Raw genomic sequence first — 26339 nt, forward strand, 5'->3', positions numbered from 1 at the left:
ACTTAAGAGCAAAGGAACTCGAAGGATCATCGAGCCGGCAACGCCAATCGTTCAGCTTTCCATACTAAATCAGCGCACCGAGAAGCAGGCTGCCTCGCTCGGCGAGACGGTCTCGGCGATGGAGCAGCTCACCGCGATCGTGCAGCTCAACGCGAGCATTGCCGAATAGGCGAGCGAACTCGCGCGCGTCGCGCGTGACGAGCATCGTCGGTGAAATCGCGCAGGTGTCGCGTGAACAGAGCGATGGGATTCAGCAGCTGGGCATCGCGATCACGCAAATGGTCGAGGTCACGCAACAGAACGCGGCACTCGTCGAGAAAAGCGCGGCGGCGGCCGCGTCGCCCGCGGATCAGGCGCGGGCGCTGAGGGAGGTGATGGAGGGGTTCGGGGTGGATGAGGCGCCCGCACCCCCGCCTCGATACTCCGAAGGGAAGATTGGGCGCCGCCGTCAGGCCCGGCGACTCGTCGCTCTTGACACCGGGCAGCATCGACTGCGGACGGGCGGAACTGCTTGCGTCGACCCGCGGCCTAGTTGTCGGGATGGGCCGCCGTGAAGCTTTGGAAAGCACTGTAAGACGGATTCAGCGGTGAACCGTTGAGCATGATGCCGTAAGTCTGGTCGCCGCTGTCGAGCACGTAATACATGACGGACTGGATGTTGTGCGTCTTGCGGTTCTGATAGAACTCGCCGAGCTTCGTCGAGATGTAGTTCGAACGATAGGCCTCAGTTTGCTCCGGTCCGGTGTTCCACTCGGTGACGATGAACGGCACGCCATACCGGGCCTTGCAATAGATCGGCAGATCGAAGCCTGGCATCGCGCCGTCCGTACCGAGGTCGAACAGATCGCCATACACCTCGTAGTTGTGCCACGTGGTGATGTCCCAGCGCACGGTCGGGTAACCGCCGCTACCATCCGGCTGCATACCGTCCCACAGCGCGTCCGCCGCGCCGATATCGTTCACGCAGAAGTTGATGCCGCATTTGGCGTTGGACTGAACCGACTTCACGCCGTCGATCATCCCGCGCATGACGCCGCGCATCACCGGCCAGTTCGCGTTGTTGAAGTCCGACGCCCTCGTGCCCGCATAAGTGAAGTTGAGCACGGTGGCGTTCTGCCGCGTCAGCTCGTTGCCGCATTCGTAGATGGTCACGCCATACGGCTTCAGTGCGTTCGCGACGGCCTGGGCTACCGCGTAACCCTGGCTGTAAGCCGCATTCTCGCCAGCAATCAGGTTGCCGCTGGAGTCGTAGACGCCCTGGTTGATCAGCACGATCAGCGTCATCCCCGCCGACTGGAAAGCCTGCGCGAGTCCGATCACCGCGTTCAACTCGGTCGACGTGTTGTTGCAGCCGACGCGATAGCTCGTGCAACCCATGCCCTTCAGGATCGACACGATCTGTTGGGGCGTGTAGTTGTAGTCGAAGTGGCCGTTCATGCCGTAGAACATGCCGGCGGACGGTGTGATCGCGGTGCGCGGATCGTTACAGGGCAGCCAATGGCCGGCGGTGTCGTTGTTCACGTAGAACTGGCCACCCGTGCCGCAATGCCAGATCTTGCCGCCGTACCACAACACGAGCGAGACGTTGTACGTGTCGCCGACCGTCGCCCCGTTGCAGTAAATGACGCCGTTAGTCAGCGTCCAGATTGCGCCGGACTTGTCGATGATGTACGGAGAAGCGGGCAGCGAGGTGCCGTCGGCCGAAGTGCCGCCGAGGCGCGGGTCGTTGCAGCCCACCCAGCCCGAGCCCGTCCATTCGTAAAACTGACCACCCGTACCTTCGTGATAAATCACGCCGCCGTAAAACAGCACGAGCGAGACGTTGTAGGTGTTGCCTGCCGCCGACCCGTTGCGGTAGACCGAACCTCCGGAAAGGGTCCAGACGTTGCCGGAGTTGTCCGTGATGGACGTGGCGGGCGGCATGGAGATGCTGTTCGGGTCGCTCGTCTTCGCAGTCGGCGTTGTATTGCTCGAGGCTCCGGACGCACCCGACGCTGCCGCGGCACCGGAAGCGCCAGTCGCAGCGGCTGCCTTGCCAATCGCGTTCGATGACCCACTGCCCCCACCACACGCGGTCAAAAGATAACTTGCGCTCAGGGCCGTCAGGCCCCCAATGAATTGACGTCGTTTTATCATCGCGGAGTAATTCCAAATGTCGGGAAAATTCCCGATAAAAAGACCAAAAGGTGAATTCGCTGTGATTCGACGGACAATGAATAAGGATTCGATGCAAATGAATTTGCAGGCCTTAAAGACTATTGTCCCGAAGTGCTTTGAACGCACGTCTGTGTTGTCCGATTGAACCGAGGCGCGCGAAGGTGGTCCTCGCGGTGGTTCAGATTGACAGGGCTGGGTGCGCGTTGGTTCGCAAACGTTTGCGGTGCAAACGTTTTACTGATTAATTGCCGAAGCTTTCATTTTCAGGAAAATTCTTCCTGTAAAAGCTTCTGACGGCGTAAATCGTACCCTGAACGAATGACCGAGCCCAATCAAAAATCGTATTTATTTGTAAAAAAGGGCAGATCTTGCGGAGATCTGTGGGGTCGGCGAAGATTCGCACTTTCAGAAGTCGATCGGGGGGCGGGTCGCCCGCAAATTTTCTGACTTCGACCCCTTATAGCGTACAACAGCCACGCCCCGAATATGTCCGGCATATGAATTAGGGGACAGTGCAGTACGGATGACTTAAGATATTTGTATGGAAATGAGATGAAAAAGACCACGAGCAACGAATGGCTTATGTAAAAAATTGAAACAAGGGATTTCGCCAAAATAGAAATGATGCTTGAATAATTTCGAATTGCCTTGGCAAAGCCATTCGAGAACTCAAAGCAAAAACCCCTTGATCTCGGTGAAATCAAGGGGTTTCAGAATTTGGCGGAAAGGGTGGGATTCGAACCCACGGTACGGGGAAACCGTACGCCTGATTTCGAGTCAGGTACATTCGACCACTCTGCCACCTTTCCGGGTATTCCAACTCGCTACTGCATTGTCGGATCCAAGCGGGCCGTTGCTTGGGAGAAAAAGATTATAGAACAGCTCGAATTAGTTTTCCAAGCCCCCTCGTCCAAAAAATTTCTAAAAAATTTTCGCGGGACCTCGATGCCGTTCGCGGCATCCATCGTCAGACGCGCGACGACACCGCGCCTGCGCGCGCATCGGCGACGCTCAGGCCGCCGGCACTTGCAGCCGCTCGACGCCGCCGAGGTAAGGCCGCAGTGCCGTGGGCACCGTCACCGAGCCATCGGCGTTCTGGAAGTTCTCGAGCACCGCGACGAGCGTGCGGCCCACCGCGAGACCCGAGCCGTTGAGCGTATGCACGAGCTCCGGCTTGCCCTGCGCGTTGCGGAAGCGTGCCTGCATGCGTCGCGCCTGGAACGACTCGGTATTCGAGCAACTCGAAATCTCACGATAGGTGTTCTGCGCGGGCAGCCACACTTCCAGGTCGTAGGTCTTCGCTGCGGAAAAGCCCATGTCGCCGGTGCACAGCGTGATCACGCGATACGGCAGTTCGAGCTTTTGCAGAATCGCCTCCGCATGGCCGACCATCTGCTCGAGCGCGTCGTACGATGCGCCTGGCGCTACGACCTGCACCATCTCGACCTTGTCGAACTGATGCTGGCGGATCATGCCGCGCGTGTCGCGGCCATACGAGCCCGCTTCCGAGCGGAAGCACGGCGAGTGCGCGGTCAGCCTGATCGGCAGCGCGTCCGCTTCGACGATGCTCTCACGCACCGTGTTCGTCAGCGAAATTTCCGAGGTCGAGATCAGGTACTGCGTGACCGTGTGTTCACCGCCGCCCTTTTCGACGCGGAACATATCGTCCGCGAACTTCGGCAGCTGGCCCGTGCCGTACAGGATGTCGGGATTGACGATGTACGGCGTGTAGATCTCGGTATAGCCGTGCTGCTGCGTGTGCGTGTCGATCATGAACTGCGCGAGCGCGCGATGCAGCCGCGCAATCTGGCCGCGCAGCATCGTGAAGCGCGCGCCCGACAGCTTCGCGCCGGTCTCGAAGTCGAGGCCGAGCGGCGTGCCGACGTCAACGTGATCCTTGACCTCGAAGTCGAACTGGCGCGGCGTGCCCCAGCGGCGCACTTCGACGTTGCCGGCTTCGTCGTTGCCGACCGGCACGCTTTCGTGCGCGAGATTCGGCACGTCGAGCAGCAGATCGGACAGACGCTTCTGGATGTCTTCGAGCTTGACCGCCGACGCCTTCATCTCGTCGCCGATGCCGCCGACTTCGGCCATCACCGCCGACGTGTCTTCGCCGCGTCCTTTCATCGCGCCGATCTGCTTGGACAGGCTGTTGCGGCGCGCCTGCAGTTCTTCGGTACGGGTCTGGGTATCGCGGCGTTCCGCTTCGAGCGCGGTGAAGGCCGCGACGTCGAGGGTATAGCCGCGGTCGGCGAGGCGCTTTGCGACGCCGTCGAGGTCTTTGCGCAGCAGCTGGATGTCGAGCATGGGATGGGACGGATGTTCGTTGTATGAAAACGCGATTTTAACGCACCGGCAAAGGTGAAACGCCTCAAGCCTTCTTCGGCTTGTTCTCGGCGCGCCACCGCGCATCGAGCTCGCCAAGGCGCGCGAGCTTCTCGCCGATCTTGCCTTCGAGACCACGCGGTGTCGGCTCGTACCAATGCGGCTCGCGCATGCCGTCGGGCAGATAGGTTTCGCCGGCCGCGTACGCATCGGGTTCGTCGTGCGCGTAGCGGTAGTCGTGGCCGTAGCCGAGTTCCTTCATCAGCTTCGTCGGCGCGTTGCGCAGATGCACCGGCACCGCGCGCGACTGGTCCTTGCCGACGAAGCGCCGCGCCTCGTTGTACGCGTTGTACCCGGCATTCGATTTCGGCGCGACCGCCAGATAGATGATCGCCTGCGCAAGCGCGAGCTCACCTTCGGGCGAACCGAGACGCTCGTAGGTTTCGGCAGCGTCGAGCGTGATGCGCGCGGCGCGCGGGTCCGCGAGGCCGATGTCTTCCCACGCCATGCGCACGATGCGACGCGCGAGATAGCGCGGGTCCGCGCCGCCGTCGAGCATGCGACAGAACCAGTACAGCGCGCCGTCCGGGTTGCTGCCGCGCACGGATTTATGCAGCGCGCTGATCTGGTCGTAGAAGGCGTCGCCGCCCTTGTCGAAGCGGCGCAGATTCTCCGCGAGCGCGCTGCCCAATAACGCGCCGTCGATCTCGGTGGTCTTCTGCTGTGCGGCCGCGCGCGCGACGATCTCGAGGTTGTTCAGCAGCTTGCGGCCGTCGCCGTCGGCCGAACCGATCAGCGCGGCGCGCGCTTCGTCGGTGAAGGTGAGGCCGCCGAGCTCCTTCTGCGCGCGCTCGAGCAGCTCGCGCTGTTCGTCGTCCGTCAGGCTCTTCAGCACGTAGACGGCGGCGCGCGACAGCAACGCGCTATTGACCTCGAACGACGGATTCTCGGTCGTCGCGCCGACGAACACGAACAGGCCCGACTCGACGTGCGGCAAGAACGCGTCTTGCTGGCTCTTGTTGAAGCGATGCACTTCGTCGACGAACACCAGCGTCTGATGGCCGTTCGCGCGATGGATCTGCGCGGTTTCGACCGCCTCGCGGATATCCTTCACGCCCGACAGCACCGCCGACAACGCGATGAACTGCGCATGAAACGCATCGGCCATCAGCCGCGCGAGCGTGGTCTTGCCGACGCCCGGCGGGCCCCACAGGATCATCGAATGGGCCTCGCCCGATTCGAACGCGACCCTGAGCGGCTTGTTCGGACCGAGCAGATGCGACTGGCCGATCACTTCGTCGATATTGCGTGGCCGCAGGCGTTCGGCGAGCGGAACATTGGCACGGGTTTCTTCAAACATGACGTTTTGGGGATAATCTCGGCTTTCCGGGGCACGCACCGCTTCGGAGCAACGCCTCGCGGGACAAGCGCAAAGCCCGCGTCCGGCCGGAAACACAGCACGAACGCGGGCAACGTCCTGCATTATGACAGTGACGGCGGCCAGGCGATGGCCGACCCGGGGCGCCGGCAACGCAAAGAATCACAGCACCACCAACAGGAACGAACATCAGATGGCTCAAGATTCCGTCGCCGGCAACGCCGGCTCCACCTACGCGCCGCTCACGCCGGTGCCCGACGCGCGCCGCGCGTTTCGCACCGGCGACGCGTTCGCGCTGTGGTTCTCGCTCGGCATCGGCCTGCTCGTCGCCCAGGCGGGCGCGCTGCTGGTGCCGGGGCTGTCGCTGCCGCATGCGCTCGTCGCGATCGTGCTCGGCAGCGTGATCGGCGTCGTGCTGCTCGCGCTCGTGGGCGTGATCGGCACCGACACCGGGCTCGCGGCGATGTCGTCGCTGCGTCCGACGCTCGGCGTGCGCGGCGCGTCGGTGCCGGCCGTGCTGAACATGGTGCAACTGGTCGGCTGGGGCTCGTTCGAGGTGATCGTGATGCGCGATTCTGCCGATGCGCTCGCGAAACAGGCGTTCGGCCTGTCGATGCCGCTCGTGTGGACCGTGATCTTCGGCGTGCTCGCGACGCTGCTCGCGATCAGCGGCCCGCTGTCGTTCGTGCGGCGCTTTCTGCGCAAGTGGGGGATCTGGCTGCTGCTCGCGGGCGCCGCATGGCTCACGTGGAATCTGCTCGCGCGCCACAATCTCGCGGACCTGATGCGTCGTCCCGGCACCGGCGAGATGTCGTTCGGCGGCGCGGTCGACCTCGTGGTCGCGATGCCGCTGTCATGGCTGCCGCTGATCGCCGACTACACGCGCTTCGGCCGCCGCGCCGGCGAGACGTTCCGCGGCACGCTATACGGCTATGGCATCGCGAACATCTGGTTCTATGCGCTCGGCGCGGTCTACGGGCTCGCTGCCGGCGGCGGCGATGCATTGCTGACCGGCGCGCTCGCGCAAGCGGGCGGCGGGTTTGCGCTGCTGCTGATTCTGATCGACGAAATCGACAATGCGTTCGCCGACATCCACTCGGCCGCGGTGTCGACCGGCACGTTCTGGACGCGCGCGAGCGTGCCGTTGCTGTCGGCCGCGTTCGGTGCGCTGTGCACGCTGATCGCGCTGCTCGTGCCGACGGCGAAGTACCAGAACTTCCTGCTGCTGATCGGCTCGGTATTCGCGCCGCTGTTCGGCGTCGTGCTGATGGATCACTTCATCGTGCGCAAGCGTCGCGTCGACGCCGCGGTGCTCGCCGATGTGCTCGGCCGCTACGGCTTCTCGGGCGGCTGGCACCTGAGCGCGTTCGTCGCTTGGGCGATCGGCATCGCCTCGTACCAGGTGATCAATCAATGGCTACCGAATGTCGGCGCGACGCTGCCGTCGCTTGCGATCGGCGCGGTGTGCTATTACGCGTTCGTATCGGCGCGCAAGACCGCGTATGCGTGAGCGCGTCACCCTCAGCGCGTTGCATTAGACGCAGCTGTCACAAAATAAAAAAGACCTGCAATCCAACTGCAGGTCTTTTTTTGTGACCGTCGAACGGCCAATCACAGTGCGCGCCGCGGGCTATTTTTTCGCCGCTTTGCGCCGACGCGATTCGGCCTTGCGACACAGATCCGTGAGCAGCCAACGGGCGACGGTCTCCGGCCGATTCGGCGCATACGAGGCGAATTTGCTCTCGTTCGCGAAATGGACGACGACGGTGCCCGTCATGACGCGATAAGTTCCGGCATAGTTTACGCCGTCCAGTTCCACGCTAAGCGCGTGGGTGGTTTCATATTCCGCGAAAGTCAAAATTAAGGCGATATCTCGAAACGAGACATTATCGCTACGATTTTTCGGAAGTCAAAGAAATATGCAATTGGTTGCATATTAAATTCTCACCGGCGGTAATTGTTGCGTTCTCCGCTTGAAAACCCAAATAACGGGCTGCCGGATTACGTTAGATAACCTGCTGCCTTACTGCCGTTCAAGCCGAACCGTCGGCGTATCGGCGAAACGCTCAAGCGCGCGATTGCCTTCCCGATGGGCTTCGGCCTCGTCGATAAAGGTTTTTTCACTATATGCAACGACCTTGAAACCACTTCCGGCCGCGCGCGGAACCGTTATTCCCCAATGCCACCCGCCCTCCTGCTGGAACACATGGAGGGACGGGGATAAGCGTGAATCGTGTGAAGAAGACAATCTCATGACATGCCTCGTCTTTCCAGACATCCAAAGCGACAACAACCTTCGATCAGTTTAGGCGTTATTTTGTTGCGTTGCAGCAAAAAATTGTTAGAGATTACGAACCCAATCCTGGGAAAATGATCGGACGCGCCAACTCCAGCCCATGAGCAATGCCGGTCTTTCCAGTCTCGCACTAAATCATTACGTCTGCCGGTACGACGATTTAACGTTCGTCGCGGCGCCGGGCGCGCATCCCTAAGCAATCCACGCACCGCGCGAAAATAAAAAGCCGCGCTCGACAAGCGCGGCTTCGCCGGCGTTTGCAAAGGCGCCAGTGTCGGCGCCTACCGCGCGGTTTATCCGTTGATCACATCCGCGCCCTTCGGCACCGTGAACTTGAATGCATCGGGCGGCAGTTGCGGATTTTTCTGGATGTTCGAGAACGTGAGCAGCGTCACGTTACCGAACACGTCGTGCAATTCCATCGCTTCGAGATTGCCGTCCTTGAAGCCGATGCCGACGCGCTCGAACTGCGTGTCCTTCGCCTTCGGCGTCAGTTCGAGCCAGTCGATGCCGGCCTTCACGCCCGCGTCGCGCAGCGAGAAGTTCTTGTCCAGATCGTTGCTGCCGAACAGGATCGCCGCCGGGCTTGCGCCGAGCGCGTTGCCGAGCGGGCGCACCGTCACCTGGTTCAGATCCTTGTCGTAGACGTAGAACTTGTCGCCGTCCGCCTGCAGCAATTGCGAGTAGGGCTTCTCGTATTGCCAGATGAACTTGCCGGGCCGCGCGAACATGAACGTGCCGCTCGACGTGGTCGGCTTGGCCGGGTTCGCGGTGGACAGCGCGCCGCTCGCGCCCTGCGCCTTGCTCGGCGCGCGCACTTCCTGCTGCACGAAGGCGCCGCGCGCCGAATGGACCTGCGCGATGAATGCCTTCAGTTGCTCGGTGCCGCTCGCGAACGCGTGCGAGGCGACGAGCAGCGACGCACCGATCGCGACACTGCCCACGGCGCGCGCGATCTTGCGCATGCCGCGGGACACGCGCTCGCCGAGGCGCCCCGCTCGACGCTGTCGGGCATCCTGCTGCGCGATTGCTTGCATAGGTTTTTCTCCCTTGAATGAATTCGGTGATGGGCTGCGCCAGCTCGATGCACTCGCTGAACACAGAGTGACTGGCCCAGCGTCGAGCCGCAATGGCGCACCGGACGGTGCACGCGGCGTCGCTCGCGATGGCCGCAATGGCTCGTTGCGGCTATTCCGCCTCGCGCGCCGGCGCCAGGATCTCGCGATTGCCGTTCGACGACATCGCCGACACCACGCCCGAATTCTCCATCTGTTCGAGTAGACGCGCCGCCCGGTTGTAGCCGATGCGCAGATGCCGCTGCACGAGTGAAATCGACGCGCGGCGATTCTTCAGCACGACGTCGACCGCCTGATCGTATAACGGGTCCGACTCGCCTTCGGTGGACGCGGTTCCCGCCGAGCCTTCGTCGCCCTCGCCGCTCACGCCGCCTTCGAGAATGCCCTCGATATAGTTCGGCTCGCCCTGCTCCTTGAGCTTGTCGACGACGCGGTGCACTTCATCATCCGACACGAACGCGCCGTGCACGCGCACCGGCAAACCGCTGCCTGGCGGCAGATAGAGCATGTCGCCCATGCCGAGCAGCGACTCGGCGCCCTGCTGGTCGAGAATCGTGCGCGAGTCGATCTTCGACGACACCTGGAACGCCATACGGGTCGGCACGTTGGCCTTGATCAGGCCGGTGATCACGTCGACCGACGGACGCTGCGTAGCGAGAATCAGATGGATGCCGGCCGCGCGCGCCTTCTGCGCGATCCGCGCGATCAGCTCTTCGACCTTCTTGCCGACGACCATCATCAGGTCGGCCAGTTCGTCGATGACGATCACGATGTTCGGCAAACGCGTCAGCGGTTCCGGATCGTCCGGCGTCAGGCTGAACGGATTCGGCAGCTTCTCTTCGCGCTTGGCCGCTTCGTCGATCTTGTTGTTGTAGCCGGCGAGGTTACGCACGCCGACCTTGCTCATCAGCTTGTAGCGGCGCTCCATTTCGGCGACCGCCCAGTTCAGCGCGTGGCCCGCCTGGCGCATGTCGGTGACGACCGGACACAGCAGGTGCGGAATGCCTTCGTAGACGCTCATTTCGAGCATCTTCGGATCGATCAGGATCATGCGCACCTGCTCGGCGCTCGCCTTGTACAGCAGCGACAGGATCATCGCGTTGATACCCACAGACTTGCCCGAACCAGTCGTGCCGGCGACGAGCAAATGCGGCATCTTCGCGAGATCCGCGCACACGGGCTTGCCGCCGATGTCCTTGCCGAGACCCATCGTGAGCGGCGACGCGGCATCCGCATACACGGCCGAGCCGAGAATTTCGGACAGGCTCACGGTCTGACGGCGCTGGTTCGGCAGCTCCAACGCCATGTAGTTCTTGCCCGGAATCGTTTCGACGACGCGAATCGACACGAGCGACAGCGAGCGCGCGAGATCCTTCGCGAGATTAACGATCTGACTGCCCTTCACGCCCGTGGCCGGCTCGATTTCATAGCGCGTGACGACGGGCCCCGGATACGCGGCGACCACGCTCACGTCGACACCGAAGTCCTTCAGCTTCTTCTCGATCAGGCGCGACGTGAATTCGAGCGTGTCCGCGGAAATGGTTTCCTGCGCGGCTGGCGCGGGGTCGAGCAGCGCGATGGGCGGCAGCGTGGAGTCGCCGGGCAGATCGGTAAAGAGCGGCACCTGGCGTTCCTTCTCGACACGCTCCGACTTCGCCGGCGTGGCGAGCGGCGGCACGATCACTACGGGCTCGTGCTCCTCGATGCGCACGCGGCCCTTCTCGACCTTGCCTTCGCGCTTCACGGCGGCCGCTTCGCCGAGCTTGCGATCGAGCCCGGCCTCGCGGCGCAGCTTCGCGAACGTCACCGCGGAAATGATCGATTCGCCGACCTTCTCCGCGACCGACAGCCACGAAAAACGGAAGTACAGCGACAGCCCGATCCCGAGACCGAGCAGCAGCGCGAGCGTGCCACCGGTGAAGCCGAGCGCATGCGAGATGCCGCGCGCGACAGCCTCGCCGATCACGCCGCCGGGCGCGCGCGGCAACTGCACCTTCAGCGACCACATGCGCAGCGCCTCGAGGCCGTTGCACGACAGCAGCACGAGCATGAACGCGAACGCGTCCGCGAGCCAGCTGACGCCGCGCGGCGCGTCGTCGTCCTGCGGCTCTTCGTTGCGGCTGATGCGCTTGTAGTTCGCGGAGATGTGGCGGCCGAGCAGCACGATCCACCAGTAGGCGGACAGGCCGAACAGCAGCAGCAGGATGTCGGAAGTCCACGCGCCGACGCGGCCCGCCCAGTTCGAGATATGGTCGACCTGCGCGGCATGGGTCCAGCTCGGGTCGTGCCTGCTGTAGCTGACGAGCGACATCAGCAGGAACACGCCGAGGGCCACCTGCAGAATCCAGCGGATTTCGGTGAAGAGGCGCGACATGCGGTGCGGCAATGCCTGCGCGCTCGCGGTATAGGGAGCTTTTGCCATTGATCCTGTTGCCTGGGGTAGCCGGTTCAGGCTGAAACTGCCGCCGGGAACGCGGCCCGAGCCTCGCCGCGCACGGCTTCGGGCCCGATCCCGGCTACCGGAAACTTCGATCCGGGCTATTGTAAACGCTGTGTCCCGCGCAAGGCTGTAAATGACGGTAACCTGGCTGTTTGACCACAGACGCATGCGCGAGGCGCGCTGAATTCGCCGTATCGCGCCGCGGGCTCGCCCCGAGCGCCCACGCCGCCACGCTATCGCGGCGATCAGAAAGCTTGATGGCGCAGCGGCACGCCCCGCCCTTTATAATGCCCGACTGATACCCATCTACAGTTTCAGCTCAAAAACGCACGGCTACGCAGCGGCGAGCCGCGCGCCGTACAAGGATTCGATCATGCCCGCAACTGCAACGAAACACGCCAAGGTTCTGATTCTCGGTTCCGGTCCCGCCGGCTACACGGCGGCGGTTTACGCGGCGCGCGCCAACCTCGCGCCGGTGCTCGTCACCGGCATCGCGCAAGGCGGCCAGCTGATGACCACGACCGACGTCGAAAACTGGCCCGCCGACGCCAACGGCGTGCAAGGCCCGGAACTGATGGCGCGCTTCCTCGAGCACGCCGAGCGCTTCAATACCGAGATCATCTTCGACCACATCCACACGGCGAAGCTCGATGAGAAGCCGATTCGCCTGATCGGCGATTCGGGCGAATACACGTGCGATTCGCTGATCATCTCGACGGGCGCATCGGCGCAGTATCTCGGCCTGCCGTCGGAAGAGGCGTTCATGGGCAAGGGCGTGTCGGCCTGCGCGACCTGCGACGGCTTCTTCTACAAGCAGCAGCACGTCGCCGTGATCGGCGGCGGCAATACGGCCGTCGAAGAGGCGCTCTACCTCGCCGGCATCGCGAAGAAGGTGACCGTGATCCATCGGCGCGACAAGTTCCGCGCCGAGCCGATCCTGATCGACCGTCTGCTCGCGAAGGAGAAGGAGGGCGTCGTCGAGATCAAGTGGAACCATGTGCTCGAAGAAGTAACCGGCGACAACTCCGGCGTGACCGGCCTGCGCATCAAGCACACGCAGAGTGGCGAGACCACTGACATCGCGCTGCAGGGCCTGTTCGTCGCGATCGGCCACAAGCCGAACACGGACATCTTCGCAGGCCAGCTCGAGATGAAGAACGGCTACATCATCACGAAGGGCGGCCTGAACGGTTTCGCGACCGCGACCAGCGTGCCGGGCGTGTTCGCCGCGGGCGACGTGCAGGACCACATCTATCGCCAGGCGATCACCAGCGCGGGCACCGGCTGTATGGCCGCGCTCGACGCGCAGCGCTATCTCGAGACCATCAACGAAATGGCCGGCGAGCACGCGATGAGCGCGGAAGCGGACCGCTGATCCGCGCCGCGCTGCCGTATGTCGAGACGAAGTCCCGACAAACGGGCGCGACAGTAAAATGACGGTGGCGCAGCGCTGCTGTCATTGGCTCACGAAGGCCGCGGCTGAAATGCCGGCGGCCTTTGTCGTTTTTGCCGCCTTGTCAATGTGCGTCGAGCGCGTTGGCAGCACCACCGACCGACCTTTCCGCCTGTATTGCCGACATGCCGAAGAATCAGCCCCATCCGAACGAACCGAAACGCCCGCAAGCCGCCACGCGTCCCGCGCCCGCAACGGCTGCGCCCGCCGTCGCACCGAAGCTCGATCGCGCATCGGGGCTCGCCGGACTCGGTGCGTTGCGTGAAGCGTTGAAGGGCGAAGCCGAGCGGCGCGAGCGCGAACAGGCGGCGACGCGAGCGGCGCAGCGCGAAGCGGCCGCCGACGCCGATCTGTTCCGCCGCGAGATCGGCGAAGTCGCGCCGCTCGCGATTCCGCCGCGCGCGACGCTCACGCGCAATCCCCCGCCGCCGCTGCCGGTGCAGACGCTGCTCGACGAGGAGGCGGTGCTGCACGAAGCGATCTCCGACGAATTCGACCCCGAAGTGCTGCTCGAAACCGACGAAACGCTGTCGTATTGCCGCCCCGGCTTGAGCCGCGACGTAGTGCGCAAGCTGCGGCGCGGCGACTGGATCGTGCAGGCGCAGATCGACCTGCACGGCATGCGGCGCGAAGAGGCACGCGAGGCGCTCGCGGAATTCATCCGCGAATCGGCCAAACGCGGCCTGCGCTGCCTGCGCGTGATTCACGGCAAGGGTCTGGGGTCGATCGGCAAGGAGCCGGTGCTGAAGGGCAAGGTGCGCGCGTGGCTCGTGCAGAAATCCGAAGTGATCGCGTTCTGTCAGGCGCGCCCTCATGACGGCGGCGCCGGTGCGGTACTCGTGCTGTTGCAGCCGGGCTCGTTGCCGCCGCATGGGGCGAGCGCGAAGGTCTGAGGTCGATTTTTTCGGCCGTCGTTCGTCGTGGGGTAAACGGCCAGTCTGGCCGTCGCGCGGTGTGGCTCTCGTCGTCACCGCGTACTCGTGCTGTGCAACCGTCAAAGGTGATCGCGATGCCCCTGCAGCTTTATGCCCATCCGTTCTCGTCCTACTGCCAGAAGGCCCTGACCGCGCTGTACGAAAACGGTACGCCGTTCGAGATGCGCGTGCTCGCGCATGACGACCCGAAGGTCATGGCCGAATTGGCCGCGCTGTGGCCGATCAGGCGCTTCCCGGTGCTCGTCGACGGCGGGCGCACGGTGGTCGAGGCGAGCATCATCATCGAATATCTGGGCCTGCATTATCCGGGGCCTGTCACGCTGTTGCCCGCCGATCCGCGCGTAGCGCTCGAGGTGCGCACGATGGACCGCTTCTTCGACAACTACATTTCGACTCCACAGCAAAAAGTCGTGTTCGATAGCCTGCGTCCCGAAGCCGAGCGCGACCGGCGTGGCGTCGTCGATGCGCGCGCGCTGCTCGACACTTCGTACGCATGGCTCGACCGTCACATGGCCGAGCGCGAATGGGCCGCCGGCGACAGCTTCAGCCTCGCCGACTGCGGCGCCGCCCCGTTCCTGTTCTACGCCGACTGGACACACCCGATCGACCCCGCGTTCGCGCACGTGCGCGCGTACCGGCAGCGGCTGCTCGCGCGGCCCTCGTTCGCACGCGCGGTCGACGAGGCGCGGCCCTACCGGCCGCTATTTCCGCTGGGCGCGCCGGAGCGGGATTGAGCCACGAGCGGCGGTGGCAGTTGCGCGCGAACGAGACGCGGCAGACAACCCGTTTTGCTGGCTGTAGACTTCCTGTCGTGTCGCAAACCTGCCCCGCCCTTCTTCTGGCTCACCACCCACAAGGCACACCATGGACCGTTTCGAAGCGATGGAGATCTTCACGCGCGTGGTCGAAGCGAACAGCTTCACCAAGGTTTCGGAATCGCTCGATCTGCCGCGCGCGAAGGTCAGCCGCACGATCCAGGCGCTCGAGGAACACGTCGGCGTGCGGCTCCTGAACCGCTCGACCCGCCAGGTCAGCGTGACCGAAGACGGCGCATCGTTCTACGAGCGCTGCGTGCGCATTCTCGCCGACGTCGCCGATGCCGAGTCGTCGCTGTCGAGCAAGCGCGAGAATCCGGCCGGGACGATCCGCGTCGACACCTCCGGCACGCTCGCGCGCTCGCTGCTGCTGCCCGCGCTCGACGACTTCTACGCGCACTACCCCGCGATCGACGTGCGCCTCGGTCTCGCGGACCGCAACATCGATCTGATCCAGGACGCCGTCGATTGCGTGATCCGCATGGGCACGCCCGAAGAATCGAGCCTCGTTGCGAAGCGCATCGGGCTTGCGCGCATCGTCACGTGCGCATCGCCCGCGTATCTGCGCAAGTTCGGCACGCCGACCACACTGGCGGACCTCGGCGAGCATCGCGCGGTCAACTACGTGTCCGCGCGCAGCGGCAGGACCTTCCCGTTCGAATACGAAGTGGACGGCGAAATCGAGCGCGTCGCGATGGATAGCACGCTCGCCGTCAACGACGGCTCGGTGTACATCACGGCGGGTGTGTTGGGCCACGGCATCATCCAGCCGTCGCGCTTCATGGTCGCCGAGCTGATCGAGCAAGGCGCGCTCACGGAGATTCTCGGCAACTACACGAGCCCCGGTACACCGCTGTCGATTCTGTATGCGCATCGCCGCAATCTGAGTTCGCGGCTACGCGCGTTTATCGATTGGGTCAGCGAGCTCGCGCGCAACAATCCGGACTTGCGTTTGCCCGAGGCGGCGTAACGGCTGCAAAAGAACAGAAGCCCCATGCGCAATTCAACGCATGGGGCTTTTCTGTAGCGACGGATTCAGCGCTGAGGCGACGACTTACGCAATCCGCTCTTCATTCGCCGGATCGAACAACACCGCCTTCGACGTATCGAACAGCAGCGTCGCATTGTTCTCCGGTTGCGGGTTCGACGCCGGGTGCACGCGGCTCACCACGCGCTTGCCGTTGATCTGCGCGAACACCAGCGTGTCCGGACCGGTCGGCTCGATCACGTCGACCTTCACTTCGACCGGCTGCAGCTTCGAGTCGTCGCCGTGCGCGCCGCGCGCATCGGTGATGCGTTCCGGACGCAGGCCGAGAATCACGTTGTTGCCGACGTGCGAGCGCACCTTCGCCGAATCGAACGGCAGCACCAGCGCCTTGCGCGCGACGCCCGTATCGAGTTCGATGCCGACGCCCGAGCCCTGCTCGACCAGCTTGCCTTCGATGAAGTTCATCGGCGGTGCGCCGATGAAGCCCGCGACGAACAGGTTCGACGGCGAGTCGTAGATTTCCTGCGGCGCGCCGAACTGCTGAACGATGCCGTCCTTCATCACCGCGATGCGGTCGCCGAGCGTCATCGCTTCGATCTGGTCGTGCGTCACGTAGACGATCGTCGTGCCGAGGCGTTGATGCAGCAGCTTGATTTCCGAGCGCATCTCGATGCGCAGCTTCGCGTCGAGGTTCGACAGCGGCTCGTCGAACAGGAACATCACCGGATCGCGCGCGAGCGCGCGGCCCATCGCGACGCGCTGACGCTGGCCGCCCGACAGCTGACCCGGCTTGCGATCGAGCAGATGCTTGATCTGCAGCGTGTTCGACACACGCTCGACAATCTGCGTCTGCTCCTGCTTCGGCACCTTGCGGATGTTCAGGCCGAACGAGATGTTGTCGCGCACCGTCATCGACGGATAGAGCGCGTACGACTGGAACACCATCGCGATGTCGCGATCTTTCGGCGACAGGTTGTTGACCGTCTTGCCGTCGATCTGGATCTCGCCCTTGGTCACGGTTTCGAGACCGGCAATCATGTTGAGCAGCGTCGACTTACCGCAGCCTGAGCCGCCGACCAGAATCAGGAACTGGCCGTCTTCGATGTCGATGTTGACACCCTTCAGAACCGGCACCCCGTTCGGGTAGGTCTTGTACACGTCACGGATGGAAAGGCTTGCCATGCTGTGAATCCTCTAGTCTCTGGTACTGCTTGAAAACGTCTTGTCAGGCGACGACGGCACGCGTTCGGTGAAACGCCGTCGCTCCAGGGTGATTTAGCCCTTCACCGCGCCCGCGGTCAGGCCGCGCACGAAGTAACGTCCGGCGATGATATAGACGAGCAGCGTGGGCAGCGCCGCGATGATCGCGCCGGCCATGTCCACGTTGTATTCCTTCACGCCGGTCGAGGTGTTGACGAGGTTGTTCAGCGCCACGGTGATCGGCATCGAATCGACGCCGGAGAACACGATACCGAACAGGAAGTCGTTCCAGATCTGCGTGAATTGCCAGATCAGGCACACCATGAAGATCGGCAGCGACACCGGCAGCAGGATCTTCGTGAAGATCGTGAAGAAACCCGCGCCGTCGATCCGCGCGGCCTTCACGAGTTCAGCCGGCACGCTCACGTAGAAGTTGCGGAAGAACATCGTCGTGAACGCGATACCGTAGATCACGTGCACGAGCACGAGGCCGCTCACCGTGTTCGCCAGGCCGAGGATGCCTTCGAGGCGCGCCATCGGCAGCAGGATCGCCTGGAACGGAATGAAGCAGCCGACCAGCAGCATCGTGAAGATCGGATCGGCGCCGCGGAAACGCCAGTGCGTGAGCACGTAGCCGTTGAACGCGCCGATGATCGACGAGATCAGCACGGCCGGAATCACCATGCGCACCGAGTTCATGAAGAACGGCTGCATGCCGTCGCAACGCACCCCCGTACACGCGCCGCTCCACGCCTTGAGCCACGGCGCGAAGCTCCAGCTCGTCGGCGGCGTCAGCAGGTTGCCGGTGCGCAACTGGTCGATGTCCTTGAACGACGTCGACAGCATCACATACAGCGGGAACAGGAAGTACAGCGCGAACAGAACCAGGGCCGCGTAAATGACGGCACGGCTAATCGTCATCTTAGGCTGCATTGCGGGTGCTCCTCGATTCCAGATACATCAGCGGCACGAGCACGGCCACTACGGTAGCGAGCATCATGATCGACGATGCCGCGCCGACGCCGAGCTGCCCACGGTTGAACGAAAACGTGTACATGAAGATGGCCGGCAGCGACGTCGACGTACCCGGACCGCCGGCGGTCAGCGCGACGACCAGGTCGAACGTCTTGATGGTGATGTGACAGAGGATCAGCAGCACGGAGAAGAACACCGGCCGCATGCTCGGTATCACGATCTTGCGGTAGATGGTCGGCAGGTTCGCGCCGTCCATCTGCGCGGCCTTGAAGATCTCGCTGTCGACGCCGCGCAAGCCGGCGAGGAACAGCGCCATCACGAAGCCGGTGGACTGCCAGACCGCCGCGATCACGATACAGAAAATCGCCCTGTCCGGGTCGCCGAGCCAGTTGAACGAGAAGCTCGTCCAGCCCCAGTCGTGAAACACCTTCTCGATGCCGATGCTCGGCGTCAGAATCCATTGCCACGCGGTGCCGGTCACGATGAACGACAGCGCCATCGGATACAGGAACACGGCGCGCAGCGCGCCTTCGTTGCGGATCTGCTGATCGAGCAGGATCGCGAGCAACAGACCCAGACCGATGCAGATACCGATGAACGGAATGCCGAACCAGCCGAGGTTCGCGGCCGAAGTCCAGAACACGTCGTTCTGGAACAGTTCGCGATAGCGGTCGAGACCCGCGAACTCCCAACGAGGCATCAGCCGCGAAGTAGACAGCGACAGATAGCCGGTGATTGCGATAAAGCCATACACGAAGATCAGGCTGATCACGACGCTGGGTGCGAGCACCAGCTTCGGAATCCAGCGATCGGCAAGGGCCGCCATGGGCGACGTGCGGCGGGTGACGGCGGCCGTTTTCCCGTTCCCGCTGATGGAAGCAGTCACTACTCGACTCCTGCTGAAACTGTACCGTCGGGCTGCCCGTGCACGCATGGCGCGGGACCGCGACGGTCTGGGTGTGACTCCATGAAACCAGGGTGAGCCGCGTGGCGCCGGACTGCGCTGCGAACGAAAGCAGCTCGAGGTCCGACTCGACACGGCCCGAAGGGCGCGCCCGGTGCTTCGGATGCAAGCCGCCGGGCGCAACACTTCGTACTTACGCTTACTTGGTCTTCGCTGCCTTCGCGAGAGCCTGAACCGCAGTCTTCGAATCTTCCTGCGAATTCATGAACTTCGTGACGACGTCGGAGATCGCGCCTGCCGCGGCATCCGGCTGAGCCATGCCGTGAGCGAGCGACGGCACATAACCGCCGGCCTTGATCGCGATCTGCTCATCCGCGTACGACTTCTTCGCGCAGTCGTCGAACTTGTCCATCGGCACGCCGAGACGCACCGGGATCGAGCCCTTGTACAGGCTGAACTGCTCCTGGAACGCCGGCGACATGATCGTCTTCGCGAGCGCGAGCTGGCCCGGCGTCGCGGCCTTCTGGCCCTTCTGCTGGAAGAACACGAACGAGTCGACGTTGAACGTGTAGGCCTTCTCCGTGCCCGGCACCACGGCGCAGACGTAGTCCGTGCCCGACTTCTTGCCGGCGTTGGTGAATTCGCCCTTCGCCCAGTCGCCCATGAACTGCATGCCGGCCTTGCCGTTGATGACCATGGCCGTCGCGAGGTTCCAGTCACGGCCCGTGCGACCCGCGTCGAAGTAGCCCTGGATCTTGCGGACCGTGTCGAACACGCCGACCATCTTGTCCGAGGTCAGCGTCTTCTCGTCGAGGTCGACGAGCGCCTTCTTGTAGAAGTCCGCGCCCTGCGACAGCACGACGTCTTCCCACAGCGTCAGGTCCTGCCAAGGCTGGCCGCCCATCGCGATCGGCTGGATGCCCGCGGCCTTCATCTTGTCGGCCACCGCGAAGAACTCAGGCCACGTGGTCGGCACCTTGCCGCCGGCCTTGTCCAGCGCAGCCTTGTTGATGTACAGCCAGTTCACGCGGTGCACCGAGAAGGGAGCGGCGACGTAGTGGCCGTCCGCGCGAATGATCTTGTCGATTTCCGGCGGCAGGTTCTTCTTCCAGTCGCCCGCGACCGAGTCGATCGGCACCAGCACGCCCTGCGAAGCCCACTCCTGGATCAGCGGACCCTTGATCTGCGCGGCGCTCGGTGCGTTGCCCGAGATCACCTGCGTCTTCAGTGCCGTCATGGCAGCCGCGCCAGCGCCGCCCGCGACCGCGAAGTCCTTCCACGTGTAGCCCTGCTTCGTCATGTCGTCCTTGAGGACGCCGACGGCCTTGGATTCGCCGCCCGAAGTCCACCAGTGCAGCACTTCGAGAGACTCGGCGGCCTGCACGGCCGACACGCCACACATCAGACCCGCAGCGCACAGAGCGCCCATGATCGCGCGAAATTTCATTGCTTATCTCCTCCAGACACCTGAACAAAAAAACGAATGGCCCCTGATGTCGCCAGGGTGCTGTGGTTGGTTCAAACAGGCAAAACACCGGCGATCGAGCACGGTCGGGCGCATGCGCGAGGGCATGTGCCGGCGGACCGATGTCCGGCCGCTGGACGCTCAAGAGGTGAGTGGTTCGGGATGCAACTGACTGTCTCCTCTTTTGATTTTTGCCTGCCCGCATCGCGCTGCAGACTCGAGGTACCTCATACGCCAACTCGACGCCAGCCTGACGTCGGCTGCGGGCAACGACCCCGCAAGCCCGTCGACTCCCCGGCTTTCCGTAAGGTCCGCCGGCACCCTGCTGGCGCGTACCGGAAGGCGTTGTCCCATTGTCCGTCAGCGTGCCGGGGACGCCCGCCGAGTCGCAAAAAGCGTGCATTCCGTCAGTACAGCGCACGCTCTTTTTTCATCGAATTAGCGCTACCTCTTGATTTGGATTGTAGTTAAACTACAATTCAGTGTCAAAAAATATTTTATCGGACTACGGTCGCTCTTCCGGGGCGCTGCGCGTGCAGTGTCCGATCAGCGCGGCGGCCCTTCAGGACATCGACGGAGACTCATGCATACCGACACAAGCTTCACCTTCGTTCTCTTCGGCGGAACCGGCGATCTGTCGATGCGCAAGATCCTGCCCGCGCTGTTCGAGGCGCACCGCGCGGGCGGCATGCTCGCCGACAGCGGCAAGATCGTGGCGCTTGCGCGGCACGTCGAGGATCGCGGCGAGTATCTGCAGTGGGTCGACGGGCACGTCAAGCCGCATGTGTCGAAGAACGGCCTCGACGAAGCCGCGTGGACGAGCTTCCTCGCGCGCATCGAGTTCGTGAAGATCGATCTCGGCAATCCGGATGACTTCGCGCAACTGCGCGACGCGATCCAGGAGATGCCCGGCATCCGCGTGTTCTATCTGGCGACGGGTCCGTCGCTGTTCGTGCCGATCTGCCATGCGCTCGCCGCGGTGGGCCTGAACCACAACGCGCGCATCGTGCTCGAGAAGCCGCTCGGCTACGACCTGAAGTCGTCGAACGCAATTAATGATGCGGTCGGCGAAATCTTCGCGGAAGAACAGATCTACCGGATCGACCATTACCTCGGCAAGGAGCCGGTGCAGAACCTGCTCGCGCTGCGCTTCGGCAATGCGCTGTTCGAGCCGCTGTGGCGCCGCGAGTGGGTCGAAAGCATCCAGATCACGATCGCCGAGGAACTCGGCGTCGAAGCGCGCGGCGACTTCTACGACAATACCGGCGCGCTGCGCGACATGGTGCAGAACCACCTGTTGCAGTTGCTGTCGATCGTCGCGATGGAACCGCCCCACTCGATGGATTCCGACTCGGTGCGCGACGAAAAGCTGCGCGTGCTGCGCGCGCTCAAACCGGTCGAGCCGCAGGACATCGGCAAGGTCGCGGTGCGCGGCCAGTATCATTCGGGCGTGATCCGTGGCAACACGGTCCCGGCCTACGCGACCGAGCACGGCGTGAAGCCCGATAGCTCGACCGAGACCTTCGTCGCGCTGAAGGTCGAGATCGGGAACTGGCGCTGGGCCGGCGTGCCGTTTTTCCTGCGCACGGGCAAGCGGCTCGCCGATCGCGTCGCCGAGATCGTCGTGAATTTCCGTGCGGTGCCGCATTCGGCGCTTGGCGCGTCGGCGCTGCGCGCGGGCGCGAACCGCCTCGTGATTCGTCTGCAGCCTAACGAGACGATTCGTCTGTACTGTCTCGCGAAGCAGCCCGGCGAGGGTATGAACCTCGCGAGCGTATACCTCGATCTCGCGTTCGACCGGTTCTTCCGCGAAGGCCAGATGGAGGCCTATCAGCGGCTGCTGCTCGACGTGATCCACGGGCGCCTCGCGCTGTTCGTGCGGCGCGACGAACAGGAAGCCGCATGGCGCTGGGTCGAGCCGATCCTGAACGAGTGGAAGGCCTCGACCAAGCCGCCCAAGCCGTACGCGGCGGGCACGTGGGGACCGGCCGCGGCGAGCGCGATGCTCGCCCAGCACGGCACCTGCTGGCTCGAGGAAGAGAATTGAGTTTGATGAATTGATGGACGGCGCCGCGCGCGATGAACACCTCGGCGCGCGGCGCCGGCAACACCACCGACGAACTGAACGGAGTCGCGCCGGTATCGCGTCATGCGTTTGCAGGCCACCCGCCTTGCAGGCATCGTGCGAGAGCAGTCAGGCTGATTCCGCAGACCTAACAAGAAAGCAGCACGGAGGAGAAGTGATCGAGCTTCACGCTTTCGACGACCAGCGCGCCCAATCCGACGCGCTGGCGAAAGCGGTGGGCGACGCGTTACATGCGTCACTTGCCGCACAGGCGGCCGGCACCGGCACGTCAACCCCGCTCGCGCGCCCGGCCATGCTGGCCGTGTCCGGCGGCAGCAGCCCGCGTCCGTTCCTGCAAACGTTGTCGACGCAGACGTTCGACTGGCCCCGCATCGCGATCACGCTGGTCGACGACCGCTGGGTGCCGGAGACCGATAGCGCGAGCAACGCGCAGCTCGCGCGCGCCACGTTGCTGCAGAACGCGGCGCAACACGCGACCTTCTGGCCGCTCGTCGACACCACCCAGGATCTGCATTCGCACGTCGCCGCGCTGAACGCGGACGCGCGCTTTGCCACGGCGCCCGACGTCGCGGTGCTGGGCATGGGCGAAGACGGCCATACCGCGTCGATCTTCGCCGACGCGCCCGAATGGGATCACGCGATCAACACGACCGAGCGTTTCGTCGCCGTGCATCCGGGCGCGGCGCCGCACGCGCGCGTGAGCTGGTCGCTGTCCGCGCTGAAGGACGTGAAGCATCTGTTTCTGCTGATCGCAGGGCCGCGCAAGATGGACGTGCTCAACGCCGCGTCCGCCGCGCTACAAAAAAATGCCATCTCGCAGCTGGCAAACGACAAGGGAGTGAGACTCGATGTCTACTGGTGTGCAAACTAAAGCTGTGCCGGGCGCGGTCCAGCACGCCGATGGACCGAGGCTGCTTGCCGACATCGGCGGTACCAATGCGCGTTTCGCGCTCGAGACGGGCCCCGGCGAAATCGGCTCGGTGCAGATCTATCCTTGCGCCGACTACCCGAGTGTCGCCGACGTCATCAAGAAGTATCTGAAGGACACGAAGATCGGCCGCGTCAATCACGCGGCGATCGCGATTGCGAACCCGGTCGACGGCGACCAGGTCAGCATGACCAATCACGACTGGACCTTTTCGATCGAAGCGACGCGCCGCGCGCTCGGCTTCGACACGCTGCTCGTCGTCAACGACTTCACCGCGCTCGCGATGGCGCTGCCCGGCCTCACCGATGCTCAGCGCGTGCAGGTGGGCGGTGGCCAGCGCCGGCCGAACAGCGTGATCGGCCTGCTCGGCCCCGGCACCGGCATGGGCGTGTCGGGCCTGATCCCCGCCGACGACCGCTGGATCGCGCTCGGCAGCGAAGGCGGCCACGCCACCTTCGCGCCCGCCGACGAGCGTGAAGATATCGTGCTGCAGTACGCGCGCAAGAAGTGGTCGCACGTGTCGTTCGAACGCGTGGCCGCGGGGCCCGGCATCGAGGTGATCTATCGCGCGCTCGCGGGCCGCGACAAGAAGCGCGTGCCGGCCAGCGTCAATACGGCCGATGTGGTCAAGCGCGCGCTCGAAGGCGAGCCGCTCGCGGCCGAATCGGTCGACGTGTTCTGCGGCATTCTCGGCACCTTCGCCGGCAACATCGCGGTGACGCTCGGCGCGCTCGGCGGCATCTATATCGGCGGCGGCGTCGTGCCACGCCTCGGCGAGTTCTTCGCGCGTTCGTCGTTCCGCCAGCGCTTCGAGGCGAAGGGCCGCTTCGAGGCGTATCTGCAGAGCGTGCCGACCTATGTGATTACCGCCGAATACCCGGCGTTCCTCGGCGTATCGGCGATTCTGGCGGAGCAGCTGTCGAACCGCGCGGGCGGCAGCTCGTCGGCGGTGTTCGAGCGGATTCGCCAGATGCGCGACGCGCTGACGCCGGCCGAGCGCCGCGTCGCCGAACTCGCGTTGAACCACCCGCGTTCGATCATCAACGATCCGATCGTCGACATCGCGCGCAAGGCCGACGTCAGTCAGCCGACCGTGATCCGCTTCTGCCGCTCGCTCGGCTGCCAGGGGCTGTCGGACTTCAAGCTCAAGCTCGCGACCGGTTTGACCGGCACGATTCCGGTCAGCCACAGCCAGGTGCATCTCGGCGACACCGCGACCGACTTCGGCGCGAAGGTGCTCGACAACACCGTGTCCGCGATTCTGCAATTGCGCGAGCATCTGAACTTCGAGCACGTGGAACGCGCCATCGACCTGCTGAACGGCGCGCGGCGCATCGAGTTCTACGGACTCGGCAATTCGAACATCGTCGCGCAGGACGCGCACTACAAGTTCTTCCGCTTCGGCATTCCGACCATCGCGTACGGTGACCTGTACATGCAGGCGGCCTCGGCCGCGCTGCTCGGCAAGGGCGACGTGATCGTCGCGGTGTCGAAGTCGGGGCGCGCGCCCGAGCTGCTGCGCGTGCTCGACGTCGCGATGCAGGCCGGCGCGCAGGTGATCGCGATCACGTCGAGCAACACCCCGCTCGCGAAGCGTGCGACGGTCGCGCTGGAAACCGATCACATCGAGATTCGCGAGTCGCAACTGTCGATGATCTCGCGCATCCTGCACCTCGTGATGATCGACATTCTCGCGGTCGGCGTGGCGATTCGGCGCGCGGTGCCGAGCGACGACGTCGCCGAGACGGTCGAGAAAGCGCGCGAAGGCGCCGACGACGACGCGACGGCCGTGCTCGACTGGCTCAGTCACGGCGCTGCGTCGTCGGCGCGCGACTGAGCCTCCGCTCACGGCTGTCCCGATCCGCTCGCGGTGAACGAACCCGCGGCGTGTGCATCGTCTTCGATGCGCCCGCCGCGGGTTTTCCTGTTTGGGGACGCGAAAAGCCACCGATAATAGGCGCTCTATCTCCTGGCTGAACCGCTTTGCCATGATCATCCGCCCGCATCTCCACTGGTTTCACATGCTGCTTGCGTGGCGCGGCTCGGTGCTGCCGCAGTTGCTGCCGCGGCTCCTGCTGATCTTCTTCATCTCGATCATTGCGCTCGCCGCACACGATCATCTGCTGCCCGTCAGCCTGAACCTGAACTCGATCGCGCCGTTCTCGCTGGTCGGCATTGCGCTCGCGGTGTTTCTCGGCTTTCGCAACAACGCGAGCTACGACCGCTGGTGGGAGGCGCGCAAGCTGTGGGGGCAGTTGCTCAATGAGTCGCGCTCGCTGACGCGCCAGGCGCTGACGCTGCCGTCGCGCGAGTTGCCCAAAGAAGAAGCCGCCGCGTTCCTGGCGATACTGAGCGCGCTCCCGCATGCGCTGCGTCATCAGTTGCGCAAGACCGAACCGCGCGACGACCTTGCCGCGCGGCTGCCCCGCGCACTGTTTGAACGTGTGATTGGATCGCGCTACAAGCCAGCCGCGCTGTTGCTGTGCCTCGGCGAATGGGTGCAGCGCGCGGCACGCGCGGGGGCGCTCGATCCGATGGCGGTGCTCGCGTTCGACCGCAATCTGAGCGGGCTGTCGGATGTGATCGGCGGGTGCGAGCGCATCGCGTCGACGCCACTGCCGTTCGCGTATTCGGTGATGATCCACCGCACCGTGTACTTCTTCTGCGCGTCGCTGCCATTCGGACTCGTCAATAGCATCGGCATTTTCACGCCGGTGTTCGCGGTGTTCGTCGCGTACACGTTCATGGCGCACGAAGCGATCGCGTCGCAGCTCGAAGAACCGTTCGGCACCGACGACAATGACCTCGCGCTCAACACGATGTCCGCGATGATCGAGGATGCGATGCGCGATCTGCTCGGCGAGCCGGCGCTCGCGCCGCCGCAGCCGCGCGAAGACCGTTATCAATGGGATTGAATG

The 26339-nt window shown here is 63.9% G+C and carries 21 protein-coding genes and 1 tRNA gene; 10 read left to right on the forward strand and 12 right to left on the reverse strand.

All coding sequences use genetic code 11. The features are described from left to right. Window positions 1–194 precede the first annotated feature (194 nt). The gene (locus HWY30_RS08035; RefSeq protein ID WP_167368629.1) at window positions 195–554 is read left to right on the forward strand and encodes a hypothetical protein; all 360 of its coding nucleotides are present in this window, start codon (window positions 195–197) and stop codon (window positions 552–554) included. Here the strand turns inward: HWY30_RS08035 and HWY30_RS08040 are convergent. From HWY30_RS08040 to HWY30_RS08055, 4 genes are all read right to left on the reverse strand, one after another. Further along, window positions 529–2136: a hypothetical protein gene (locus tag HWY30_RS08040; protein ID WP_090803486.1), complete on the reverse strand. Its 1608-nt coding sequence runs from the start codon at window positions 2134–2136 to the stop codon at window positions 529–531. The two genes, HWY30_RS08035 and HWY30_RS08040, sit on opposite strands and share 26 nt — an antisense overlap. A gap of 739 nt (window positions 2137–2875) precedes the next feature. Further along, window positions 2876–2966 (reverse strand) — tRNA-Ser (locus HWY30_RS08045). Between the two features lie 202 nt (window positions 2967–3168). Further along, window positions 3169–4464: a serine--tRNA ligase gene (gene serS, locus HWY30_RS08050; protein WP_090803484.1), complete on the reverse strand. Its 1296-nt coding sequence runs from the start codon at window positions 4462–4464 to the stop codon at window positions 3169–3171. 64 nt (window positions 4465–4528) lie between these two features. Continuing rightward, the gene (locus HWY30_RS08055) at window positions 4529–5842 is read right to left on the reverse strand and encodes a replication-associated recombination protein A (protein ID WP_090803482.1); all 1314 of its coding nucleotides are present in this window, start codon (window positions 5840–5842) and stop codon (window positions 4529–4531) included. 211 nt (window positions 5843–6053) lie between these two features. On the opposite strand from HWY30_RS08055, the gene cytX reads away from it, so the two are divergent. Then, window positions 6054–7370 carry a putative hydroxymethylpyrimidine transporter CytX gene (gene cytX, locus HWY30_RS08060; protein ID WP_090803481.1) on the forward strand — a complete coding sequence of 439 codons (1317 nt, stop codon included), beginning with the start codon at window positions 6054–6056 and terminating at the stop codon, window positions 7368–7370. Between the two features lie 120 nt (window positions 7371–7490). Here the strand turns inward: cytX and HWY30_RS08065 are convergent, their stop codons facing one another. From HWY30_RS08065 to HWY30_RS08080, 4 genes are all read right to left on the reverse strand, one after another. Continuing rightward, on the reverse strand, window positions 7491–7679 hold the full coding sequence (locus HWY30_RS08065; RefSeq protein WP_244144826.1) for a hypothetical protein: 189 nt from the start codon (window positions 7677–7679) through the stop codon (window positions 7491–7493). 204 nt (window positions 7680–7883) lie between these two features. Continuing rightward, window positions 7884–8114: a hypothetical protein gene (locus tag HWY30_RS08070; RefSeq protein ID WP_090805614.1), complete on the reverse strand. Its 231-nt coding sequence runs from the start codon at window positions 8112–8114 to the stop codon at window positions 7884–7886. A gap of 335 nt (window positions 8115–8449) precedes the next feature. Continuing rightward, on the reverse strand, window positions 8450–9193 hold the full coding sequence (gene lolA, locus HWY30_RS08075; RefSeq protein ID WP_090803478.1) for an outer membrane lipoprotein chaperone LolA: 744 nt from the start codon (window positions 9191–9193) through the stop codon (window positions 8450–8452). Between the two features lie 151 nt (window positions 9194–9344). After that, on the reverse strand, window positions 9345–11654 hold the full coding sequence (locus tag HWY30_RS08080; protein WP_167368628.1) for a DNA translocase FtsK: 2310 nt from the start codon (window positions 11652–11654) through the stop codon (window positions 9345–9347). A 391-nt stretch (window positions 11655–12045) separates the two neighbouring features. On the opposite strand from HWY30_RS08080, the gene trxB reads away from it, so the two are divergent. The 4 genes from trxB (at window position 12046) to HWY30_RS08100 (ending at window position 15845) form a co-directional block, all read left to right on the forward strand. Beyond that, the gene (trxB, locus tag HWY30_RS08085) at window positions 12046–13047 is read left to right on the forward strand and encodes a thioredoxin-disulfide reductase (protein ID WP_090803474.1); all 1002 of its coding nucleotides are present in this window, start codon (window positions 12046–12048) and stop codon (window positions 13045–13047) included. A 203-nt stretch (window positions 13048–13250) separates the two neighbouring features. Beyond that, window positions 13251–14018: a Smr/MutS family protein gene (locus tag HWY30_RS08090; RefSeq protein ID WP_090803472.1), complete on the forward strand. Its 768-nt coding sequence runs from the start codon at window positions 13251–13253 to the stop codon at window positions 14016–14018. A 116-nt stretch (window positions 14019–14134) separates the two neighbouring features. Beyond that, complete coding sequence (locus HWY30_RS08095; RefSeq protein WP_090805612.1) at window positions 14135–14794, forward strand: glutathione S-transferase family protein; 660 nt, start codon at window positions 14135–14137, stop codon at window positions 14792–14794. Between the two features lie 130 nt (window positions 14795–14924). Continuing rightward, window positions 14925–15845, forward strand: coding sequence for a LysR family transcriptional regulator (locus HWY30_RS08100; protein ID WP_090803470.1), 921 nt, complete (start codon window positions 14925–14927; stop codon window positions 15843–15845). Between the two features lie 84 nt (window positions 15846–15929). On the opposite strand, the gene HWY30_RS08105 is transcribed toward HWY30_RS08100, so the two are convergent. The 4 genes from HWY30_RS08105 to HWY30_RS08120 all read right to left on the reverse strand — a co-directional run bounded on the left by HWY30_RS08105 (window position 15930) and on the right by HWY30_RS08120 (window position 20389). Then, window positions 15930–17045 carry an ABC transporter ATP-binding protein gene (locus tag HWY30_RS08105; RefSeq protein ID WP_090803468.1) on the reverse strand — a complete coding sequence of 372 codons (1116 nt, stop codon included), beginning with the start codon at window positions 17043–17045 and terminating at the stop codon, window positions 15930–15932. 93 nt (window positions 17046–17138) lie between these two features. Continuing rightward, window positions 17139–17996 carry a carbohydrate ABC transporter permease gene (locus HWY30_RS08110; protein WP_167368627.1) on the reverse strand — a complete coding sequence of 286 codons (858 nt, stop codon included), beginning with the start codon at window positions 17994–17996 and terminating at the stop codon, window positions 17139–17141. Beyond that, on the reverse strand, window positions 17986–18924 hold the full coding sequence (locus HWY30_RS08115) for a carbohydrate ABC transporter permease (protein WP_090803465.1): 939 nt from the start codon (window positions 18922–18924) through the stop codon (window positions 17986–17988). Before HWY30_RS08115 ends, HWY30_RS08110 begins: the two co-directional genes overlap by 11 nt. 217 nt (window positions 18925–19141) lie before the next feature. Further along, window positions 19142–20389: an ABC transporter substrate-binding protein gene (locus tag HWY30_RS08120; protein ID WP_090803463.1), complete on the reverse strand. Its 1248-nt coding sequence runs from the start codon at window positions 20387–20389 to the stop codon at window positions 19142–19144. A 601-nt stretch (window positions 20390–20990) separates the two neighbouring features. Between HWY30_RS08120 and zwf the strand changes: the two genes are divergently transcribed. The 4 genes from zwf (at window position 20991) to HWY30_RS08140 (ending at window position 26336) form a co-directional block, all read left to right on the forward strand. Next, window positions 20991–22454 carry a glucose-6-phosphate dehydrogenase gene (gene zwf / locus HWY30_RS08125; RefSeq protein WP_090803461.1) on the forward strand — a complete coding sequence of 488 codons (1464 nt, stop codon included), beginning with the start codon at window positions 20991–20993 and terminating at the stop codon, window positions 22452–22454. A gap of 193 nt (window positions 22455–22647) precedes the next feature. Then, window positions 22648–23364, forward strand: a complete 717-nt coding sequence (gene pgl / locus HWY30_RS08130; RefSeq protein WP_090803460.1) for a 6-phosphogluconolactonase — start codon at window positions 22648–22650, stop codon at window positions 23362–23364. Next, on the forward strand, window positions 23342–25258 hold the full coding sequence (locus HWY30_RS08135) for a bifunctional transcriptional regulator/glucokinase (RefSeq protein ID WP_090803458.1): 1917 nt from the start codon (window positions 23342–23344) through the stop codon (window positions 25256–25258). The genes pgl and HWY30_RS08135 overlap by 23 nt, the downstream gene beginning before the upstream one ends. A 151-nt stretch (window positions 25259–25409) precedes the next feature. Next, the gene (locus tag HWY30_RS08140) at window positions 25410–26336 is read left to right on the forward strand and encodes a bestrophin family protein (RefSeq protein WP_090803457.1); all 927 of its coding nucleotides are present in this window, start codon (window positions 25410–25412) and stop codon (window positions 26334–26336) included. Window positions 26337–26339 lie beyond the last annotated feature (3 nt).

Source organism: Paraburkholderia tuberum STM678 (assembly GCF_902833905.1).
Classification (GTDB): domain Bacteria; phylum Pseudomonadota; class Gammaproteobacteria; order Burkholderiales; family Burkholderiaceae; genus Paraburkholderia; species Paraburkholderia tuberum.

Bases quoted from the DNA above. Each gene is read 5' to 3' on its own strand.
- HWY30_RS08040 (WP_090803486.1), bottom strand. From the start codon at position 2,136: ATGATAAAACGACGTCAATTCATTGGGGGCCTGACGGCCCTGAGCGCA.
- serS (WP_090803484.1), bottom strand. From the start codon at position 4,464: ATGCTCGACATCCAGCTGCTGCGCAAAGACCTCGACGGCGTCGCAAAG.
- HWY30_RS08055 (WP_090803482.1), bottom strand. From the start codon at position 5,842: ATGTTTGAAGAAACCCGTGCCAATGTTCCGCTCGCCGAACGCCTGCGG.
- cytX (WP_090803481.1), top strand. From the start codon at position 6,054: ATGGCTCAAGATTCCGTCGCCGGCAACGCCGGCTCCACCTACGCGCCG.
- HWY30_RS08070 (WP_090805614.1), bottom strand. From the start codon at position 8,114: ATGAGATTGTCTTCTTCACACGATTCACGCTTATCCCCGTCCCTCCAT.
- lolA (WP_090803478.1), bottom strand. From the start codon at position 9,193: ATGCAAGCAATCGCGCAGCAGGATGCCCGACAGCGTCGAGCGGGGCGC.
- HWY30_RS08080 (WP_167368628.1), bottom strand. From the start codon at position 11,654: ATGGCAAAAGCTCCCTATACCGCGAGCGCGCAGGCATTGCCGCACCGC.
- trxB (WP_090803474.1), top strand. From the start codon at position 12,046: ATGCCCGCAACTGCAACGAAACACGCCAAGGTTCTGATTCTCGGTTCC.
- HWY30_RS08090 (WP_090803472.1), top strand. From the start codon at position 13,251: ATGCCGAAGAATCAGCCCCATCCGAACGAACCGAAACGCCCGCAAGCC.
- HWY30_RS08095 (WP_090805612.1), top strand. From the start codon at position 14,135: ATGCCCCTGCAGCTTTATGCCCATCCGTTCTCGTCCTACTGCCAGAAG.
- HWY30_RS08100 (WP_090803470.1), top strand. From the start codon at position 14,925: ATGGACCGTTTCGAAGCGATGGAGATCTTCACGCGCGTGGTCGAAGCG.
- HWY30_RS08105 (WP_090803468.1), bottom strand. From the start codon at position 17,045: ATGGCAAGCCTTTCCATCCGTGACGTGTACAAGACCTACCCGAACGGG.
- HWY30_RS08110 (WP_167368627.1), bottom strand. From the start codon at position 17,996: ATGCAGCCTAAGATGACGATTAGCCGTGCCGTCATTTACGCGGCCCTG.
- HWY30_RS08120 (WP_090803463.1), bottom strand. From the start codon at position 20,389: ATGAAATTTCGCGCGATCATGGGCGCTCTGTGCGCTGCGGGTCTGATG.
- zwf (WP_090803461.1), top strand. From the start codon at position 20,991: ATGCATACCGACACAAGCTTCACCTTCGTTCTCTTCGGCGGAACCGGC.
- HWY30_RS08135 (WP_090803458.1), top strand. From the start codon at position 23,342: ATGTCTACTGGTGTGCAAACTAAAGCTGTGCCGGGCGCGGTCCAGCAC.
- HWY30_RS08140 (WP_090803457.1), top strand. From the start codon at position 25,410: ATGATCATCCGCCCGCATCTCCACTGGTTTCACATGCTGCTTGCGTGG.